Below are 18,801 nucleotides of genomic sequence, written 5' to 3'. Positions count from 1 at the left end.
ATATCTTTTACTTGAAGTTATCGTTTTGTTGGAAGCATGCAAGTAAATTTAATAGAAAAAATGAACCATTATCCGTTATAGTCGCGTGAATGGAACCAACTTCTAGTTTAAACAGAGGGGAACGAAAAAAAGGAAGTTCCCTAGTCACGGGATCTGAGGTGCAATCTCAGGCCAGTGGTGCAAGCTGTTTTATTACAACTGATTCAGAAAAGTCTTTGGTGTCCAGACAAGCAAGTCAAGTTGAGCAAATTGAGTTGAGAACATATGTTTTTTTAGATTCTCTTCAACCTCAATTAGCTGCATATATGGGGACGGTTAGTAGGGGTTTTTTACCCATACCTGGAGATTCATGCCTGTGGATGGAAGTTTCACCAGGGATGGCCGTTCATAGAGTCACTGATATTGCCCTAAAAGCAAGTAATGTAAGACTTGGTCAGATGATTGTTGAAAGAGCATTTGGCTCTCTTGCTCTTTATCACAAAGATCAAAGTACTGTTTTACATTCTGGGGATGTTGTTCTAGATGCTATTGGAAGTGAAGTTAGAAAAAGAACCAAACCTTCAACAAGTTGGACAGAAGTTATTCGAGCTATTACTCCAGACCATGCTGTTTTAATAAATAGACAAAACAGAAGTGGATCAATGATTCAATCTGGAATGAGCATGTTTATATTAGAAACTGAACCAGCTGGGTATGTCTTAAAAGCAGCAAATGAAGCAGAAAAAGCATCAAATATAACTGTTGTAGATGTAAAGGCAGTTGGCGCTTTTGGTAGATTAACTCTCGCTGGGAAAGAAGGAGATGTAGAAGAAGCAGCAGCTGCTGCTATAAGAGCAATTGATGAAATTTCAAATTATTGAGAATTTTTTAATTTAAACCAATTTCTTTTTTGAGGTAAGGTGACATAATTCTGGCGGCTTTACCCCTGCTTCCTAGCTTACTTAGTTGTGATTGTGATAGCTCACCGTAAACACAGTTAGCTTCTTTTACCCAAAAAACAGATTCGAACTCCCCATTAGGATATTTTGGAGTCTTAAGAATTTCTCCCCAGCATATTCCAGTTGAATCCTTCACTAAGTTTCCTGAGGGATCACATAAAACCATACAACTTATAAATCTCGCGCTCCTGTAAGGACTATCAGAAAGTTCATTAATTAATTTTTTAATTTTTTCAGAGTTGTTTTTGGCATATCGGGCAGAATATATGCCTGGTCGACCATCTAAAACATCTACTTCAAGTCCCGAATCGTCAGCTAATGCCCAGGTTTTTGTCTCTAAAGCAGCTGCTTTTGCTTTTAAAAGTGCATTCTCAAAATATGTGTCTCCTGTCTCTTCGACATTTAAATATTCTGGTTGCTTCTGAACCCTTAAAGACAAAACATCCAGCATTGCCGAAATTTCAGAAACTTTAGTTTTGTTGCCACTCGCAATAGTAAGGACTGGATGGTTCAAAATAATAAAAAAATTTATTGAGGATATTATCTTACTTCAAAGCTAGATACGGAGACAGGAAAGGTTGAACATTCCACACCTGTGTAGACAGGGCCTGCCTCGTACGGAAATAACATAATGTAAATTTTTTCTTAACACAACAGTATGTTTTGATGCACTAACTAATTTGCATAAGTATTGACATATCAATAGTACCAAGGGTGATAAGTTTAACTTATGAATGATAGAAAAAACATTAATGGAGATTTTATCGAAAACGCTTGACTTATAAGTACTTAATGAAGCATTCTTCGGATTGAACATTCCACATTTAGTAATTAGTAGACAATGGCTACAGAAACAATGGGTATCGCTCTCGGCATGATCGAGACACGCGGACTTGTACCTGCAATCGAAGCAGCTGACGCAATGACAAAGGCTGCAGAAGTTCGCCTTATTGGTCGTGAATTCGTAGGTGGCGGGTATGTCACAGTATTAGTTAGAGGAGAAACAGGTGCAGTTAACGCAGCTGTAAGAGCTGGTGCTGATGCTTGTGAAAGAGTTGGTGACGGTTTAGTTGCAGCTCACATTATTGCTCGTCCTCATAGAGAAGTTGAACCAGCTCTTGGTAACGGTGAATTTCTTGGTCAAAAGGACTAATAAATAAAGCAAATTTATAAATTTTGCACAATAATTATTTTCCCTACACAGACCTAAATTTATCCTTATGAGTAAGAAGTATGATGCAGGGGTAAAGGAGTACAGAGATACCTACTGGACTCCAGAATATGTACCCCTAGACACCGATTTACTAGCCTGTTTCAAATGTACAGGTCAAGAAGGTGTTCCCAGAGAAGAAGTTGCAGCAGCTGTTGCCGCTGAATCTTCAACAGGTACTTGGTCAACAGTTTGGTCCGAGTTACTTACAGATTTAGAATTTTATAAAGGACGTTGTTATCGAATTGAAGACGTTCCTGGAGACCCTGAAGCTTTTTATGCATTTATTGCATATCCTTTAGATCTTTTTGAAGAAGGTTCTATTACAAACGTATTAACATCTCTTGTAGGAAACGTTTTTGGATTTAAAGCTCTAAGACACCTACGTCTAGAAGATATTAGATTCCCAATCGCTTTCATCAAAACTTGCGGTGGTCCACCAAATGGAATCGTAGTTGAAAGAGATCGTTTAAACAAATATGGAAGACCTCTTCTTGGTTGTACCATTAAACCTAAATTGGGATTATCTGGTAAAAACTATGGTCGAGTTGTATATGAGTGCCTTAGAGGTGGTCTCGATTTAACGAAGGATGACGAGAATATAAACTCTCAGCCATTCCAACGTTGGAGAGAAAGGTTTGAGTTTGTTGCAGAAGCAGTTAAGCTTGCTCAGCAGGAAACTGGTGAAGTTAAGGGTCACTACCTAAACTGTACTGCCAACACTCCTGAAGAACTTTACGAAAGAGCTGAATTTGCAAAAGAGCTAGATATGCCAATCATCATGCATGATTATATAACTGGCGGTTTCACTGCAAATACTGGATTAGCAAACTGGTGTCGTAAAAATGGCATGCTTCTACATATTCATAGAGCGATGCATGCTGTTATTGATAGACATCCAAAACACGGTATCCATTTCAGGGTTCTAGCAAAATGTTTGAGACTCTCCGGAGGCGATCAACTACATACTGGAACTGTTGTTGGAAAACTAGAAGGTGATCGTCAAACAACTCTTGGTTACATTGACAACTTAAGAGAGTCATTTGTTCCCGAAGATAGATCAAGAGGTAACTTCTTTGATCAAGATTGGGGTTCAATGCCAGGAGTATTTGCTGTCGCATCAGGTGGTATTCACGTATGGCATATGCCTGCACTCCTAGCGATTTTTGGAGATGATTCTTGTCTTCAGTTTGGTGGAGGAACACATGGTCATCCATGGGGTTCAGCTGCTGGAGCTGCAGCCAACAGAGTTGCTTTAGAAGCTTGCGTAAAAGCACGTAATGCTGGTCGCGAAATCGAAAAAGAGAGTAGAGACATTCTTATGGAAGCTGCTAAACACAGTCCTGAATTAGCTATCGCTCTTGAAACTTGGAAGGAAATTAAGTTTGAATTTGATACCGTCGACAAACTAGACGTTCAGGGTTAAACCAGATTTCAAAATTGAGGAGATTCTTCTCCTCAAACTTCTACAAATCTCGTTCTATTACGAGTAATTTCATTCACATTTAAATTAATTATGCCTTTCCAGAGCACAGTAGGCGACTATCAAACAGTTGCAACCCTGGAAACATTCGGTTTCTTACCACCGATGACCCAGGAGGAAATATACGATCAAATTGCATACATAATTGCTCAAGGCTGGAGTCCTGTTATTGAGCATGTTCATCCTAGTGGAAGTATGCAAACTTATTGGTCTTATTGGAAGCTCCCATTCTTTGGGGAAAAAGACCTTAACTTGGTTGTAAGTGAATTAGAGGCATGTCATAGAGCATACCCTGATCATCATGTAAGAATCATCGGATACGATGCTTACACTCAAAGCCAAGGAACAGCTTTTGTAGTTTTCCAAGGACGTTAAATCTACTTTTATGTAGTAAATATCTTTCTCCAAAAAATATTTTTGGAGAAAGTTTTTTCAAAAGAGTTTCACATTTGAAGATTATGTCAAAAAAAACCAGTAGAGAGATTGCATTAGAAAGAAGAAAGGCGATGAGTGATAGCGGTAAAAAAGCTGCTGCCTATTCTTCGACTACTAAAGATAGAGTTCGATCTTCACAAGATATACAAATTTCTGGTACTCAGTCTTCTTCAAATAATCAAAATATTACTAAACCAGTTACAAAACATATTCCAAAAAACCAGGTAAGTAGAAAGTCTTCTTCAACAACTTTATCTAGTAAAGAGTTAGTAATAGAGAGAAGAAAAGCAATGTCTACTCATGGGAAATCAGCAATAACTTCATCCGATAGAACTCGTACTGATGTTAAAAAAGAAAGTCCTGTAAACACAGTTAAAACTTCCATAAGCAAAAATCAGGAAGTTCAAAGCTCACATAATACAGAAATTCAAACATCAAAACCAAACGTTAAAAGAAGAATTAAACAAAAGAGAAAGCCTATTACTAATACAAGTAGAGATATTGTTTTGGCTAGAAGAGAAGCTCAATCTAAGCATGGTAAATCAGCAACTAAACAAAATACCAGTGCAGCTTCTTTAGCTAGAAGGGGAGACCCAGATTTAAGTAGTAGAGAGATTTCTCAGAGAGTGAGAGAGCTAAGAAGTAAAACTGGTGCCACAGGCAAAAAAGGTAATGGTAAATGTAGACCATGTGGTCCAAATAAGAATGGAGCCAAACAAAATATTGCAGATGCTAGCTGGAAAGTTGGTAAAAGTGAAACTGATTCAGGTCAAATAGTTACTGGAACACAAGCTAATAGATCTGTGAAAACCACAGGTAATGAAGCAAGTACATGCAGGACTGTAACTGGTACTCAATATATGGGATCAGAAGTCGTTGATCAATTTTGTCAAGATAGACCAAGTTATAAACAGCCACTTAGATCTACTGTTACCTCTACAACATCAGGTAATAAAGTAACTGGAAATGAAGTTGGTAGATCTGAGAGGGTCACAGGCGATGAGCCTGGGACTTGTAAAAATCTTACAGGAACTGAATATGTATCTGCTAATCAATCACAGAAGTATTGTGGTGATGTTCCCAAAAATCCTTCAAAGGTTAAACATAGTACTACAACTGATGGATTAAAAGTATCTGGATCACTTCCTGGTAGATCAACCCTGGTTACTGGAGATGAATCAGGTTCTGGACATCAGTTAACTGGAGATCAATATCTTGGCTCAGAGCCAAATCCAAAAGGTAAAGCATTTGAAAAAGTTGGCAGTTACAACACTCTTAATGGGAATAATGTAACTGGTACAGGGGTAGGTAGATCAGACCATATGACAGGTAATGAACATGGGAGTTGCAAGAATGTAACTGGTGATGAGTACATAGGATCTCAACAATATGAGAAGTTTTGCGGTTCAAAACCAAAACCAGAAGCTAGAAAAGTAGGTTTAAGCCTTTCTTCAAAGTCAAATTTAATAAGCGGGACTATGACAGGAAGATCAAAAATAGTAACTGGAGATGAACCAGGTTCATGCAAAGTGTTAACGGGAACACCATACGCAGGCTTAGATCAGATTAATGAGAATTGTAATAATGAAACTTCTGAAGATATGAAATCACGAGCAACAGTTAATTCTGGAAATAATTCAAATGCCAGACTTACAGGACAACAACCAGGAATTGGCGGAGTAATGACTGGTGCTAAGAAAGGTGCGTGCAAAAATCTAACAGGGACTCCTTATGTTGGTGGAGATCAGATCTCACAAGCTTGTGATAATCCGCCAAATGATACTGCTTATGCGAACCAGGAAAAGTCAGCAGGTAACTCTTGGAATGAATTCTCTGTTAAATCACCATCAAGAGATAAGTATTCTGAAAAAAATACTCAAGGAGTTACAGGTAATGAATATGAAAATGGTTCAAAGGTAACAGGACCTTTTGATATGGCAGTTGATAAGGTCACTGGGACTGAAAAATTTAGATTTGAACCTAATAAAAATATAACTTATAAACAAAAAATGGAAATTGAAGAGGTAGACCGGGCTGCAAAGACACCTGAAAAAAGAGTCGCATCAAGGATTACTGGTGAAGGACAATCAGTAGGAAACGTAACTGGAGATGATTGGGATCGCGGTGATAAGGTAACAGGTACAGAAGGAGCTTCCTCTAGAAAGCGAAATCCATCAAGAGCAGGATTTATGAGCGCAATGCCCCCTATGGAAGTTAAAAGAAATGAGGAAACAGAAAAACCAGATTTCTTGATAACTGGATCTAGTGGCAATACTCGTGAAGGACAACTTGTTACCTTTTCAGGTGGTGCAAGAGGTTAAGTAAATAATGCCTTTAAGAGGACTGGCTAAAGCCAAGAACTTCACATTGGGGCCAACAGCTCCAATGAAAACTTTTACTGAAAATATCCATATACAAACTAAAGAATCAAATAATTCCCCAAATTCTGGAAAGTCTCATAAATTAACCAACAATATCCAAAATGAAAATCTATTTAGGTATGAAAGTAAAATAAAAGGTGGTTTTGACGAAATTGTTCCAACTCTCAAGGAAATTGCTCGAATTCAACATCACGAAGATTTTATAAATAAGGCTCAGAAAATATCAAGAAAAAATTTGGGAATAGATTTACCCCTACATGTATTAGATAAATCCTGGGTTAAACCTCTTGATATGAGGGCTTTATATGCATGGTGTGCTTTCAAACAGCATGAGAAACTCAGCGACAATTTTTTTAACAATGATCCACTTGACGGTGCTGCTGGAAGTAGGGATGCGGAAGACTTTGAAAAATTTCTCTTAGATTGTGGAATACATTTACTTGATATAACTCCTTGTTCAGATGGAAGATTAGCTCATTCAATTGCTTATGTAATGAGAATACCTTTTAGTTCAGTAAGAAGAAGATCCCATGCTGGAGCACTATTTGATATTGAAAATACCGTTAATCGATGGGTAAAAACTGAACATAAAAGATATAGAGAGAATATCCCTAATGAAGCGCATAAAGATACCAGGTATTTGAAAGTTGTAACTTATCATTTTAGTTCTGTAGATCCTTTGCATCAGGGATGTGCAGCTCATGGAAGTAATGACGAGTTGGCAGCAGAAGAAGGTAGAAGTAAACTATATGCTTTCAAAGAGGCTGTAGAGAATAGCTTTTGCTGTGGTGCTTCTGTGGATTTAATGTTAATTGGACTTGATACAGACACTGATTCATTAAAAATACATTTGTCAACAAGGGATGGAGGGATTGATTTAGAAAAAACTATTTCTACTTTGGAAATTTATAATTCAACAATAAACTTTTCACAAGAGGATGCAGAGAGAGAAATTTGTCAAATAATTTCTAAACAATCTTCAAAAGATAAACTCAGTGGACTGGAAAAATTTATGTATAAATTAATCGTCAATAATATTTCTCAAATTGATTATGTTAAGAGTTTTCATAATGGTTCCTATGAAGATATTGGACATGCAGAGAGGTTTATTGGAGTAGGTATAGGTTTTAAAGAAGTACATCTCAGAAATTTAACTTATTTTGCTCATTTAGATACAGTCGAAGAAGGGGCTCCAGATTTAGATGTAGGAGTGAAGATTTTTTCTGGATTAAATGTTTCTCAAGATCTACCTATTCCAGTAGTAATAAGATTTGATTACTCTGGAAAAGTGCCTGGTGCAAAAGAGAGGGCAATAAAAGATTGTGAAAGAGTTAATAATGCGATATCAATTAGATATAAAAATTTAGTTGATCAAGGTTTGTTACATACTTGCTCTACTATTAGAGATAGGGACAAAATTCATTCCGCCAAAATTATTGGAATGTCTTTAGATAAAAAAACAGAGGAGGCTCACTAATTATGTTGATTTGCAAGGTTGTAAAACCACTTGTTTCTACCAATAGGATTCCTGGTTTTGAACATAAACATCTGCAGGTTGTATTAGATGGTTCTTCTAAAAAAGTTGCAGTTGATGCTGTTGGCTGTAAGCCAGGAGATTGGGTTATTTGTGTTGGAAGTTCTGCTGCTAGGGAAGCAGCTGGAAGCAAATCTTATCCAAGCGATCTAACGATTGTTGGAATAATTGATCATTGGGATCCTGACAAGTCATAAAAAAGGAGGATATAAATTATGGAAATTATGAAGGTTTTAGGAAGAATGGTATGTACTCAAAGAGTCGCTGGCTTAGGACATATGAATTTAAGAATTTTGGAAAATAATAAGGGCAAGAAATTAGTTGCTGTTGATCCTGTTGGTGCTAGAGAAGGTAACTGGGTTTTTACTGCCAGTGGCTCTGCTGCGAGATTTGCATGCCCTAACCCAGAAGTTCAAACGGATTTAACAATTGGAGGTATTATTGATTATTGGGAGAGTGACTAAAAATTTTAACTTCAAAAATTTATTGAGAAATTTTGTTGAATGTATAGTGTAATTAGTCTTGAATAAAGAATGTAATGTGGAATGAAAGAGAATCACCTTTGAGGATTGAAAAAAGATTTGAATTTGATCAATACTCAAAAATTAGTAAATTCATGGAGGAAATTGAGAAATTATGCAAAGAAAGGGATATCTATCCAAATATCAGCTTCGGTAAGAATTTTGTAAGTCTTTCAATATTTTTAGATAACAAAGAAATATCAGATAAGGAAAAAGACTTTTCAATGGATATTGATAAATTTTATTTAGAAGATTAGTTCTTTTTAATAATTATTTGGCTTTGCAATATCTCTTTTGATTAAAGCCATTAGATATGTTGGTGCTTTATATCTACCAGGTAGACATCTATTTAAAGTTTCAAGATGTCCCCAACACACGGTCTTTTGTATATCTTTGACTGAGTTACCTTTTAGAATTAATAGTCTAAGAGCTTTGCAAAATAAAGGATAACCTGCTTCTAGTTCATCTATATTAAGCTTTGCTGCTGACATAGATCAAAGATGAATTATCAACTAATAATCTATACAACTATGGTGCACAATTGGGGCATATTTCAAATTTCTAAATAATTAGAAATTAATCTAGAAATGCGACGCAATCTATTTCAACTAAAACTCCTTTAGGTAGAGATGACACTTCCACGCAGGCCCTTGCTGGAGGATTTTCTACATTAAAAAAATCACTATATATTTTATTGACAACTTGAAAATTACTTAAGTCGGTTAAGTAAATAGTTGTTTTTATTACATCCTCTATCTTTGCTCCACCAGCTTTAAGAACTGCTGCAAGATTTTTTAAAACTTGGATAGTTTCCTTCTCTATATCTCCTAAACATGTTATTTCGTTTAAAGCTGGGTCTATAGCAATTTGACCAGAACAATAGATAAAATCCCCTGCTTTTATTGCTTGATTATAGGGACCGACAGGATCTGGAGCATTTGATGTTTTAATTACTTGTTTGGGGGACATTTGCTTAAGAAGATACCTATCTATTTAAACCCATAAATCTTTATTTGCTCTTAAAAAAGTAAATTCCTCTAAATTTTTTGCTCTTAAGAAAAGGTTTATTTTCATTTCTTCATCAAGTAAAAATGGAATTGTCAATTCATTAAGAGAAATTTTTTTTTCAACTTCTGAAAGTTTATTTTTTATATCTTGATCTTTCGGCTTGAGATTCAATGCCCACAATATATTTGACTTAGTATATTCATGTGCACAATATATGAGAGTATTTTTTGGTAAAGATTTGATTCTTTCTAGTGAAGAATACATTTGTTTATTAGTTCCTTCAAAAATTCTTCCACAGCCACCAGAAAATAATGTATCACCAATAAAAAGGACAGGATTTTCCCCATTCAAAAAGAATGCAATATGAGAGCTTGTGTGCCCTAATACTTCAATTATTTTTACTTCTTCATCTAAAATATTCAAAATTTCTCCATCCTCTACAGATACATTTTGAAAAGGTATTCGCTTTTTTTCTTTGGAGGAAGCAATCACTTTTACATTTGGCCATCTTTCAATAAGAGACTTCGTCCCTCCAATATGGTCCGAGTGATGATGAGTTTGGAAAATGGCTTTTAAGTGAAAATTATTTTTATCAATATATCTAATTACTGGTTCGTGAACAGATGGATCTACAACCACAACCGATTTATCTTTTACCCATAGCCAAATGACGTTATCACTTAAAACTCTAAGTCCGATTATAATTCGAGCTTTATTTAATTCCATTGTTAAATTAGAATGAATAATCCTTGGAAGAAATTGATCTATGTTTACTATAGCTTTACCAAAAGGAGCTCTGTTAAAAGATTCAATTTCAACTTTTAAAAGAGCTGGATTAGATTTTTCTGATGCGTTAGATAAAAACAATAGATCATTAACCTTTGAATCAAATTGCAAACGGGCAAAAGCTTTATTAGTAAGAAATGGAGATGTCCCTGTTTACGTTAGTTATGGTCAAGCTGATTTGGGAATTGTTGGTTATGACGTTTTACGAGAATCTGAATTAAAAGTCGCAAAGCTATTAGATTTAGGTTTTGGGGGGTGTCATATGTCGTTGGCGGTCAAGGAAAATAGCAATTATTCAAAACCAACTGATCTTCCAGCGAATTGTAAAGTAGCAAGTAAATTTATAAAAACAGCAAGATCTTATTTTGAAGAATTAAACATTCCTGTAGAGATTGTTCATTTGACAGGATCAGTCGAACTTGGCCCTATTACAGGTATGGCAGAAGCAATAGTTGATTTGGTGGCAACCGGTAAAACTCTTAAAGAGAATGGTTTAATTAAAATAGATGATCTTTTCTACTCAACTGCAAGGCTTATTGGAAATCCTTTATCTATGAGGCTAGATGATAATCATCTCAGAGATACAATTTTATCAATAGAATCTACTAATGTTTTATAAAAGAATAATTTAATGTTTAATGATTTTAGAAGGATTAAAAAGTTAGGTAAATATTTAACTAAAGACAAAAAAACAATCTATCTAATCTTGATATTTTTGTTACCTGTTTCTTTCTCTGGAGCTATTCAACCATTATTAGTTGGTCAAGCAATTACCATTCTCAAGAACGAAACTACTGATGTTTGGCTAAGTAAAACTTTCTTTGGGCAGTCAATAAATGCCATAATCTTAACTTTATTTATAACTGTACTATTTAGATTGGTTTTGCAAGGATACCAAACTTACAATATTCAAGCAGTGGGTCAACGTTTGACAGCAAGGATAAGAAGAGAACTTTTTGATCATTCAATATCTTTATCTCTTAAATATCACGATAAAATGCCTGTAGGGAAATTATTAACGAGACTAACAAATGATGTTGATGCTTTAGCCGAGGTTTTTGGTAGTGGGGCAGTTGGAGTTATTGCTGACTTTGTAAGTCTCATAGTAATTTCTTTGACAATGCTTTCAATTGATCGAGGTCTTGCCATTTTATTGTTACTAACTCAGATTCCAGTTTCATATTTTATTATTTGGCTTCAAAAACGTTATAGAAAGGCTAATTATCAAGTAAGAGAAGAGTTATCTCAACTTAACTCTGATTTTCAAGAGAATCTTCAAGGTCTAGAAGTTGTGCAGATGTTTAGAAGAGAAACTTTTAATAGTAAGAAATTTTCTAATACTGGAGTTGCATATAAGAAAGCAGTAAATGGAACTATTTTTTATGACAGTAGTATTTCAGCATTTATAGAGTGGATTTCGCTTGCAGCAGTTTCCTTGGTTTTAGCGGTTGGAGGGTATTTTGTTACCTCTGGAAATATTGGTTTAGGGACACTGACAACATTCATTTTATATTCTCAAAGACTCTTTGAACCTTTAAGACAGCTTGCAGAGAGATTTACTCAGATTCAAGGAGGCCTTACTGCGGTTGAGAGAATCAATGAATTATTGGATGAAGAAATACAGATTCAAGATTCTATTTCGGCAAAGAATTTTTCAAAGGATGTTCAAACTGCTAATAAGCAATTTAAGGGAAAGATTGAATTCAAGAATGTTAATTTCTTTTATAATGAAGACGAACATATCCTCAAAGATTTATCTTTCTTGATCAATCCAGGAGAACATGTAGCTTTCGTAGGACCAACTGGTTCTGGCAAAACAACCATTATTAGGTTGTTATGTAGATTGTATGAACCTCAATCAGGACAAATTTTAATAGATGACATTGATATAAAAAATATTCCCTTAGCAACCCTTAGAAATATGTTGGGAGTAGTTCTACAAGATACATTCATATTTAGTGGAAATGTTGCTGATAATTTAAAACTAAGTGCCAATATAGATAATCATGAATTAGAAAATCTTTGTAATGAACTAGGATTAAGCGGTTTATTAAAAAAATTACCTGAAGGTTTGAATACTTCTCTAAGAGAAAGAGGTGGAAATCTTTCTTCTGGAGAGAGACAACTTCTTTCAGTTGCTCGAGTGGCGATTAGAAATCCAATTGTTTTAATAATGGATGAAGCTACAGCGTTTATGGATCCCACTACAGAAGCTACTTTGCAAAAAGATCTTGAAAGAATTCTCTCAAAAAGAACAGCATTAGTCATAGCACACAGACTAGCGACTATAGAAAGTTCTGATAAGATTTTAGTTTTAAAAGGGGGGGAATTAGTTGAGGAGGGAACACATAGTGAATTGAGACTGAAAAAGGGTTTATATTTTCAGCTCTCTGAGCTTCAACAAAAAGGATTCGTTAATTTTTAATGATTTTTAGAAAACAAGGATCGTCAATAAAGAAATCAAACAGTATTTCTAGGGATAAGCTGATAGCTCTCTATGGTTTAAATTCTTATGAGTTCACTCAAACAAATAAAGAAGAAATATTTGTATGTAGTAAAAATAAAGATTTAGATTTAATAGAGCTCGATCAACTTTTGCAAACTGTTGGTTGGAGCAGAAGACCTATAAGGAGAGTGAAAAGAGCTTTGGATTTCAGTATTTTGGTGGTTGGGTTATGGTGTCATGATGATAAATTCCCCAGACTAGTAGGATTTGCAAGATGCACTGGTGATGGAATTCTAGAGGCAACCGTTTGGGATGTTGCTATTAACCCAATCTATCAAGGAATCGGATTGGGGAAAGAGTTAATGAAATATATCCTAAAAGAATTAAAAAATATTGGAATTTCTAAAGTAACCCTTTTTGCCGATGCTGAAGTGGTTTCATTTTACAAAAGACAAGGTTGGATTTTAGAACCTAGAGGCTCTAAATGTGCTTTTTGGTATGCAAATTAATCATTTTTTGTAGTAGTCATAATATATAGATTTTAATGATTCGCCTTTTAACCACCTTCTTCTAAAGTGCCAGTTCTTGAGTGCCTGGAGAAAAATATTAGTTCTTTCCCATTTCCTTGAACTTATAAATATAGGTGAATTTAATTGTTTTAAATCTTTTTTATTGTTTAATCTTCTTAAAAAATCTACGTCTTCCATTAAGGGAATACTTCTGAAACCATTATTCTTAAGATAAACAGATCTATGAATTATTAAACCTTGATCACCATAAGGCTGTTTAAAATATTTACTTCTAAAATTTACAAGAACTTCGAGTAGTCTATAAATTATCTTTTTGTGATTAATTTTAAATTTAAAATAGTAAACATTACTCTTGTTTCTTTTTAAAAATGGAGATGTTTTTCTAAACCAATCATGAGTTAATCTTGTGTCTGCATGCAAAAATATGAGCCACTCTCCTTTTGACTTCTTAGCTCCAATATCTAATTGTAAACCTCGATTCCTCTCATTGGAAATACATACTTTCGCTCCATAAATATTTGCTATGTCGATAGTTTTATCTTCACTACCACAGTCAATAATAATAATTTCTCCCTCTTTATGAATAGTCGACAAATCTGAAAGCAATAATGGCAAATTATTGGCTTCATTGATAGTTGGAATGATAATTGAGATTTTAGACAAATCAATTACTCTCTATTTTCAATATCAACAATTGTATCTATATCTATTTTTTTATCTAAAAACTTGCATTTCAATTTTGCAGATGAAAAATTATCAATTGTATTTTGAAGAACATTTTCTCTCCCCCACTTTATGTTAATGAAAGGTAAATATATATGCGATGACAATATTTTTTCTGATAAACCAATAAGCCAATATCCTCCATCATTAGATGGTCCTAAAATAAGATCATTTTCTTGAAGCTCTTTTAGAGTATTCAATAAATCCTGATGGCATAAATCTGGGAGGTCAGTACCAATAAAAATAATATTTTTGATCTTATTTCTAGCACAAAATTTTTTGTTGATAATTATTTGCCTTTTCATTTTTTCTCCCAAGCAGCCTTTCCCCTGTAAATTAAATTTTTTGATACCTAATTCTCTAGACCATCTTCTACAATTACTTGTCCCCAAACCAGCTATAGCAATAGAAATATCAATTGGTTTAGTTTCTTGGAGAAATTTTGCGACTGAAATAGTGTGCTTGGTCATCACACTTTGTATTTTTGCAGAATTACTTTTACCTATATCTTTTGATAATCTTGTTTTGCATCTTCCAAAACCATGCCATTTTGCCATTATGACAAGTAATGCTTTATCCAATTCTTTAGTGAGATTTAAAATAATTATATGCCTATTAAAAAATATAAAATTAATCTTGATAAATTTAGTGGATGCTTTGTTAAGTAATTTTAAATTTGTCGTGATCTTGTGATCTGATAATGGCCAATTATTAAATTCCAATTAGATTAATAATCTACAGAATAAAACTTTGCAAGCAACAAATCCTATTTGGGCGGAAGTTCAACAATCACTCCAAAAAACTTTAAGTAAGCCTTCATTTGAGACATGGATAAGGCCTGCTAAATTTAACTGTTTTGAGAATGGCCTATTGACCTTAATCGCTCCAAATACATTTTCCAGTGATTGGTTAAGAAAGAATTATTGTGAAACTATTGAAAAAGCTGCAACAGAAATCTGCGGCCATGATGTAAAAGTTGTTTTTAAATCTGAAACAAATACCACCAGCGATTTAACAAATGAAGATAAACCTAACGAAAATAACGGTAATCATAAAAAAAGATCTTTTTCTAGTATTAACCAAAATAATCCTTCAAAAAATCAATTCAAAAATCCTAATGGTTTAAATTTACGTTATGTATTTAAAAGATTTGTTGTAGGTCCAAATAGTAGGTTGGCTCACGCCGCAGCTTTAGCAGTTGCTGAATCTCCTGGGAGAGAATTCAATCCATTATTTATTTGTGGTGGAGTAGGTCTTGGTAAGACTCATTTAATGCAAGCAATAGGCCATTATCGAGTAGAAATAGATCCAGAAGCAAAAGTTAAGTATGTATCCACTGAGACTTTTACTAACGATGTTATTAGTGGCATCCGTAGAGATGGAATGACTGCTATTCGAGATAAATATAGAAATGTAGATTTGATTTTAATAGACGATATACAGTTCTTAGAAGGCAAAGAGTATACACAGGAAGAATTCTTCCATACTTTTAACGCTCTTCACGAATCGGGAAGTCAAATAGTCATTGCAAGTGATAGACCCCCAAATCAATTGTCAGGAATTCAAGAGAGATTAATTTCTAGGTTCTCAATGGGTATGACTGCCGATATTCAACCACCTGACCTCGAGACGAGGACAGCTATTCTTCAAAAAAAGGCAGAACAAGAGAGGATGAATCTTCCCAGAGATTTAATTCAATTTATAGCAGGAAGATTTACTTCGAATATTAGAGAATTGGAAGGAGCATTTACTAGAGCTGTTGCATTCGCCTCAATAACAGGCTTGCCAATGACAGTCCAATCAATTGCTCCAATGCTTGATCCAAATAGTGTTGGAGTTGTTGTTACTCCAAAACAAGTTATTAATAAAGTGTCAGACTTCTTTAAAGTTTCTTCTGATGAATTGATTAGTTCAAGTAGGAGAAAACCAGTTAGTCAAGCTAGGCAAATAGGTATGTATCTTATGCGACATGGAACGGATCTAAGCCTACCAAGAATTGGAGATGAGTTTGGGGGCAAAGACCATACAACAGTTATGTATGCTATTGAACAAGTTGAAAAAAAATTGTCTATTGATCCTAATATTGCCAGTCAAGTTCAAAAAATAAGGGATTTACTTCAAATAGATTCAAGAAAAAATTTATAGTTTACTGTCTTAATAACTAGAAATAAAATTTATAGGATCTTGATCATATCTATGTCTGAAAGGTATCTTATCTATTTCATGGATTTCACTAAGCGATTCAATTTTGTTTAATGATTGCCTTAATAACCTTGCGGAAATAATTGGCATATCTCTAGGGACTGAGATTCTATTTTTTAAGTAACTAAGAGAGATTCCTGAAAGTTTTTTAGGGATTAATACTTCACCTGTGATCATATGGCTCAAAGCTGATCTCAATGATTCGTCAAAGGATTCTTTATTGTATGGGTTTACCTTTAGTAAATTGTCTTTATGCTTTATCACTCTTTTAAGAGCAATTTTTGCATAATATTTTGACTCATAATTTTGGTTTAATTCATAATTACCTAAACCCTCCCCGGTATCTATTAGCTTAGAGAAAGTAATCTGTTGTTCATTGCTTTCTTTATAGCATCCTCCCATTTGTGGGGGTAAATCATGAGAATGAGTATGAAAATCTCCTTGAGTGCCTCTATAAGCACTTGTCCCCTCAAAAAGGGTAAGCCAGTTATCTACATGACGATAATTAGATCTTAAATTAAACCCTTTATAATAAATAAGTGATGCATTCATTCTCTCCATATAGGGAATAAAAATTATATCTCCAACACCAGGCTCTATATCACCCGTGTTAGAAACTGATGGATCAACAAACCCTGATTTTGAGCTACTTAAGATTTCATCGAGTTTAGAAATGGATTCTTTAAATCTTTTTTTTCTAAAAGAGTTATCTATAAAATTAAAGCTTTCTCGGCAGAGCCAATTACACCAGGATCTGAAAATTTCTCTTTCTAACTCTCGAATTTTGATGAGGTGACTAGATGTTATAAAAGATCCAAGTGCTCCAAATTCATTTTCTAAAAAAGCTATGATATCGTCGCTTTCAGTTATAACTTGTCCTTTAAATTCAATTGCAGGTAATTTCCCTGATCTGACTTTTTCAAGGAACCAACTTTCTTTTTGGCCGTAGCAAAACATATTTATTTTCTTGACTCTGTATGGAATTTTCTTAAATTCAAGCCATAACCATATCTTCTGACAGTAAGGACACCAAGAATGCCTATCTCTATAGAGGGTAACTAATACATCATTTTCGCTATGTCCAAATAATCTTAAATTTGCGTAGGAATTATTTATACCATGGACTCTATCAAGATCTTCAATTTCAAATTTATTTAAATCATCCCATGTCAAAATCCCATTCATTATTTGAATTAAAGCTATAAACTAACGTTATAATAATTGATTAAAAAAAGTCTTGGAATTTGAATTTGATTTAATTGTTGTTGGCGCTGGATCTGGAGGACTCGCGGCGGCTAAACGTGCGGCAAGTTATGGTGCAAAAGTTGCAATCATAGAAGTAAATCAAATAGGAGGAACTTGCGTAATAAGAGGATGTGTTCCTAAAAAATTGATGGTTTATGCAGCAAAAAGTAAAAAAAATATGGATTCATCTGAAGGATATGGATTAAAAAATAAAGGTATTAATTTTGAATCAAATATTTTATTGGCGAATGTTAGAGAGGAGGTTTCTAGATTAAGTAATTTACATAGAAATTCTTTAAATAAATTGAATGTAACTGTTTTTGAGGGCTTAGGAAGATTTACGACTCAAAATGAATTAGAAATTATTTGTCCAAAAACGAAGAAAGTTATAAATAAAATAAGTTCAAAAAAAATTCTTATTTCAGTTGGAGGTAAACCAAAGAAATTAAATATTCCTGGGGAAGATTTGGCATGGACTAGTGATGATATTTTTGAATTAGAAAAGTTTCCCAGATCAATATTAATAGTAGGCGGAGGATATATTGCTTGTGAATTTGCTTCTGTTTTCAGAAATTTAGGTACTGAAGTAACTCAAATAATTAGAGGTTCACATTTACTTAATGGTTTTGATGAGGATCTTTCTTTATGCCTAGAGGAATCACCTACTTTTACTGAAATCAATATAATCTCCAATGCTCAATTAAAGTCTATCAACAGAGTAAATGGAAATCTTGAATCTACCCTTGACTCGGGGGATAAACTACTAACTAATAATATTCTTATTGCTACGGGAAGAGAACCAAATCTTTTGCCTTTAGATTTAGATTTTTTAAATCTAAAGATGGATGGCCAATATTTAGATGTTGATGAACTTAATCAAACAAGCAACCCAAATATTTTTGCAGTTGGCGATATCATAAATAAACCAAATTTAACTCCAGTAGCAATAGAACAAGGGAGAGTTTTTTCGGATAATTTTTTTAATGACCAAAAAAGAAGAGTAAATTATGAATATATCCCTAAGGCAGTTTTTACTATTCCAGAAATTTCAACAGTTGGCTTGAGTGAGAAAACAGCTAAAGAGGTATACTCTGAAACAAATATAAAAATTTTCAAATGCAAATTTACCCCTATGTCTAATACCTTTAAAAAGAATAAATCAAAATGTATGTTGAAGATTGTAGTTCATAAGCTAACTGACAAAGTCCTAGGATGCCATATGTTTGGAGAAACATCGTCTGAGATTATTCAAATGGTATCAATTGCATTAAATGCAGGAATAACAAAAAAAGACTTTGATATTACTATGGCTTTGCACCCAACTATCTCAGAGGAATTTGTAACTATGTATGGATAAAA

At 34.1% G+C, this 18,801-nt stretch carries 21 protein-coding genes; 14 read left to right on the top strand and 7 right to left on the bottom strand.

Annotation, left to right across the window (positions count from 1 at the left end; genetic code table 11):
- Nucleotides 1–89 precede the first annotated feature (89 nt).
- Nucleotides 90–860: a hypothetical protein gene (locus EV01_RS01100; protein ID WP_011818055.1), complete on the top strand. Its 771-nt coding sequence runs from the start codon at nt 90–92 to the stop codon at nt 858–860.
- Between the two features lie 7 nt (nt 861–867).
- Here EV01_RS01100 and EV01_RS01105 read toward each other — a convergent pair whose 3' ends face one another.
- A complete protein-coding gene (locus EV01_RS01105; RefSeq protein ID WP_032517753.1) occupies nt 868–1,452 on the bottom strand; it encodes a non-canonical purine NTP pyrophosphatase in 585 nt (194 codons plus the stop codon).
- A 327-nt stretch (nt 1,453–1,779) separates the two neighbouring features.
- Here EV01_RS01105 and EV01_RS01110 point away from each other — a divergent pair, with 327 nt between their 5' ends.
- From EV01_RS01110 to EV01_RS01145, 8 genes are all read left to right on the top strand, one after another.
- Nucleotides 1,780–2,091: a BMC domain-containing protein gene (locus tag EV01_RS01110; protein WP_002807869.1), complete on the top strand. Its 312-nt coding sequence runs from the start codon at nt 1,780–1,782 to the stop codon at nt 2,089–2,091.
- A gap of 67 nt (nt 2,092–2,158) precedes the next feature.
- Nucleotides 2,159–3,574, top strand: coding sequence for a form I ribulose bisphosphate carboxylase large subunit (locus EV01_RS01115; RefSeq protein WP_002805854.1), 1,416 nt, complete (start codon nt 2,159–2,161; stop codon nt 3,572–3,574).
- 90 nt (nt 3,575–3,664) lie between these two features.
- Nucleotides 3,665–4,006 carry a ribulose bisphosphate carboxylase small subunit gene (locus EV01_RS01120; RefSeq protein ID WP_011376108.1) on the top strand — a complete coding sequence of 114 codons (342 nt, stop codon included), beginning with the start codon at nt 3,665–3,667 and terminating at the stop codon, nt 4,004–4,006.
- Between the two features lie 83 nt (nt 4,007–4,089).
- On the top strand, nt 4,090–6,387 hold the full coding sequence (locus EV01_RS01125; protein ID WP_032517752.1) for a CsoS2 family carboxysome shell protein: 2,298 nt from the start codon (nt 4,090–4,092) through the stop codon (nt 6,385–6,387).
- 7 nt (nt 6,388–6,394) lie between these two features.
- Nucleotides 6,395–7,924 (top strand): carboxysome shell carbonic anhydrase, encoded by a 1,530-nt coding sequence (locus tag EV01_RS01130; RefSeq protein WP_032517751.1) that lies wholly within the window; start codon nt 6,395–6,397, stop codon nt 7,922–7,924.
- 2 nt (nt 7,925–7,926) lie between these two features.
- Nucleotides 7,927–8,178: a carboxysome peptide A gene (locus EV01_RS01135; protein ID WP_025971882.1), complete on the top strand. Its 252-nt coding sequence runs from the start codon at nt 7,927–7,929 to the stop codon at nt 8,176–8,178.
- Between the two features lie 18 nt (nt 8,179–8,196).
- On the top strand, nt 8,197–8,445 hold the full coding sequence (locus EV01_RS01140; RefSeq protein ID WP_011376112.1) for a carboxysome peptide B: 249 nt from the start codon (nt 8,197–8,199) through the stop codon (nt 8,443–8,445).
- A 74-nt stretch (nt 8,446–8,519) separates the two neighbouring features.
- Complete coding sequence (locus EV01_RS01145; RefSeq protein ID WP_032517750.1) at nt 8,520–8,759, top strand: 4a-hydroxytetrahydrobiopterin dehydratase; 240 nt, start codon at nt 8,520–8,522, stop codon at nt 8,757–8,759.
- 6 nt (nt 8,760–8,765) lie between these two features.
- Here the strand turns inward: EV01_RS01145 and EV01_RS01150 are convergent, their stop codons facing one another.
- From EV01_RS01150 to gloB, 3 genes are all read right to left on the bottom strand, one after another.
- Complete coding sequence (locus tag EV01_RS01150) at nt 8,766–8,993, bottom strand: DUF3136 domain-containing protein (RefSeq protein WP_032513871.1); 228 nt, start codon at nt 8,991–8,993, stop codon at nt 8,766–8,768.
- 85 nt (nt 8,994–9,078) lie between these two features.
- Nucleotides 9,079–9,471, bottom strand: coding sequence for a Rid family detoxifying hydrolase (locus tag EV01_RS01155; RefSeq protein WP_032517749.1), 393 nt, complete (start codon nt 9,469–9,471; stop codon nt 9,079–9,081).
- A gap of 24 nt (nt 9,472–9,495) precedes the next feature.
- Nucleotides 9,496–10,236, bottom strand: a complete 741-nt coding sequence (gene gloB / locus EV01_RS01160) for a hydroxyacylglutathione hydrolase (RefSeq protein WP_032517748.1) — start codon at nt 10,234–10,236, stop codon at nt 9,496–9,498.
- A 40-nt stretch (nt 10,237–10,276) separates the two neighbouring features.
- Here gloB and hisG point away from each other — a divergent pair, with 40 nt between their 5' ends.
- From hisG to EV01_RS01175, 3 genes are read left to right on the top strand one after another with little or no spacing between them, the layout of a single operon-like run.
- A complete protein-coding gene (gene hisG / locus EV01_RS01165) occupies nt 10,277–10,915 on the top strand; it encodes an ATP phosphoribosyltransferase (RefSeq protein ID WP_032517747.1) in 639 nt (212 codons plus the stop codon).
- A 12-nt stretch (nt 10,916–10,927) separates the two neighbouring features.
- On the top strand, nt 10,928–12,721 hold the full coding sequence (locus tag EV01_RS01170; RefSeq protein WP_032517746.1) for an ABC transporter ATP-binding protein: 1,794 nt from the start codon (nt 10,928–10,930) through the stop codon (nt 12,719–12,721).
- Complete coding sequence (locus EV01_RS01175; RefSeq protein ID WP_032517745.1) at nt 12,721–13,251, top strand: GNAT family N-acetyltransferase; 531 nt, start codon at nt 12,721–12,723, stop codon at nt 13,249–13,251. The genes EV01_RS01170 and EV01_RS01175 overlap by 1 nt, the downstream gene beginning before the upstream one ends.
- Here EV01_RS01175 and EV01_RS01180 read toward each other — a convergent pair whose 3' ends face one another.
- Nucleotides 13,252–13,935: a TIGR04283 family arsenosugar biosynthesis glycosyltransferase gene (locus tag EV01_RS01180; protein ID WP_032517744.1), complete on the bottom strand. Its 684-nt coding sequence runs from the start codon at nt 13,933–13,935 to the stop codon at nt 13,252–13,254. It lies immediately after the preceding gene.
- Between the two features lie 5 nt (nt 13,936–13,940).
- Nucleotides 13,941–14,552, bottom strand: coding sequence for a TIGR04282 family arsenosugar biosynthesis glycosyltransferase (locus EV01_RS01185; RefSeq protein WP_032517821.1), 612 nt, complete (start codon nt 14,550–14,552; stop codon nt 13,941–13,943).
- Between the two features lie 193 nt (nt 14,553–14,745).
- On the opposite strand from EV01_RS01185, the gene dnaA reads away from it, so the two are divergent.
- A complete protein-coding gene (gene dnaA / locus EV01_RS01190; RefSeq protein WP_032517743.1) occupies nt 14,746–16,140 on the top strand; it encodes a chromosomal replication initiator protein DnaA in 1,395 nt (464 codons plus the stop codon).
- A 9-nt stretch (nt 16,141–16,149) separates the two neighbouring features.
- On the opposite strand, the gene EV01_RS01195 is transcribed toward dnaA, so the two are convergent.
- Nucleotides 16,150–17,382 (bottom strand): glutathione S-transferase, encoded by a 1,233-nt coding sequence (locus EV01_RS01195; protein WP_032517742.1) that lies wholly within the window; start codon nt 17,380–17,382, stop codon nt 16,150–16,152.
- 52 nt (nt 17,383–17,434) lie between these two features.
- Here EV01_RS01195 and gorA point away from each other — a divergent pair, with 52 nt between their 5' ends.
- Nucleotides 17,435–18,799: a glutathione-disulfide reductase gene (gene gorA, locus EV01_RS01200; protein WP_032517741.1), complete on the top strand. Its 1,365-nt coding sequence runs from the start codon at nt 17,435–17,437 to the stop codon at nt 18,797–18,799.
- Nucleotides 18,800–18,801: the final 2 nt, after the last annotated feature.

Origin of the sequence: Prochlorococcus marinus str. MIT 9401 (assembly GCF_000760095.1) — a bacterium.
GTDB classification, from domain to species: Bacteria; Cyanobacteriota; Cyanobacteriia; order PCC-6307; family Cyanobiaceae; genus Prochlorococcus_A; species Prochlorococcus_A marinus_I.
Note: the sequence above shows the minus strand (reverse complement) of the source record. Positions and strands in the feature narration are given on the sequence as shown.

What these genes read in the sequence shown, in the direction of transcription:
- gloB (WP_032517748.1), bottom strand. Translation starts at nt 10,236, where the DNA reads ATGGAATTAAATAAAGCTCGAATTATAATCGGACTTAGAGTTTTAAGT.
- hisG (WP_032517747.1), top strand. Translation starts at nt 10,277, where the DNA reads ATGTTTACTATAGCTTTACCAAAAGGAGCTCTGTTAAAAGATTCAATT.
- EV01_RS01100 (WP_011818055.1), top strand. Translation starts at nt 90, where the DNA reads ATGGAACCAACTTCTAGTTTAAACAGAGGGGAACGAAAAAAAGGAAGT.
- EV01_RS01155 (WP_032517749.1), bottom strand. Translation starts at nt 9,471, where the DNA reads ATGTCCCCCAAACAAGTAATTAAAACATCAAATGCTCCAGATCCTGTC.
- EV01_RS01135 (WP_025971882.1), top strand. Translation starts at nt 7,927, where the DNA reads ATGTTGATTTGCAAGGTTGTAAAACCACTTGTTTCTACCAATAGGATT.
- EV01_RS01120 (WP_011376108.1), top strand. Translation starts at nt 3,665, where the DNA reads ATGCCTTTCCAGAGCACAGTAGGCGACTATCAAACAGTTGCAACCCTG.
- EV01_RS01175 (WP_032517745.1), top strand. Translation starts at nt 12,721, where the DNA reads ATGATTTTTAGAAAACAAGGATCGTCAATAAAGAAATCAAACAGTATT.
- EV01_RS01170 (WP_032517746.1), top strand. Translation starts at nt 10,928, where the DNA reads ATGTTTAATGATTTTAGAAGGATTAAAAAGTTAGGTAAATATTTAACT.
- EV01_RS01115 (WP_002805854.1), top strand. Translation starts at nt 2,159, where the DNA reads ATGAGTAAGAAGTATGATGCAGGGGTAAAGGAGTACAGAGATACCTAC.
- EV01_RS01110 (WP_002807869.1), top strand. Translation starts at nt 1,780, where the DNA reads ATGGCTACAGAAACAATGGGTATCGCTCTCGGCATGATCGAGACACGC.
- EV01_RS01150 (WP_032513871.1), bottom strand. Translation starts at nt 8,993, where the DNA reads ATGTCAGCAGCAAAGCTTAATATAGATGAACTAGAAGCAGGTTATCCT.
- EV01_RS01145 (WP_032517750.1), top strand. Translation starts at nt 8,520, where the DNA reads ATGTGGAATGAAAGAGAATCACCTTTGAGGATTGAAAAAAGATTTGAA.
- EV01_RS01195 (WP_032517742.1), bottom strand. Translation starts at nt 17,382, where the DNA reads ATGAATGGGATTTTGACATGGGATGATTTAAATAAATTTGAAATTGAA.
- EV01_RS01140 (WP_011376112.1), top strand. Translation starts at nt 8,197, where the DNA reads ATGGAAATTATGAAGGTTTTAGGAAGAATGGTATGTACTCAAAGAGTC.
- EV01_RS01130 (WP_032517751.1), top strand. Translation starts at nt 6,395, where the DNA reads ATGCCTTTAAGAGGACTGGCTAAAGCCAAGAACTTCACATTGGGGCCA.
- EV01_RS01125 (WP_032517752.1), top strand. Translation starts at nt 4,090, where the DNA reads ATGTCAAAAAAAACCAGTAGAGAGATTGCATTAGAAAGAAGAAAGGCG.
- EV01_RS01185 (WP_032517821.1), bottom strand. Translation starts at nt 14,552, where the DNA reads ATGGCAAAATGGCATGGTTTTGGAAGATGCAAAACAAGATTATCAAAA.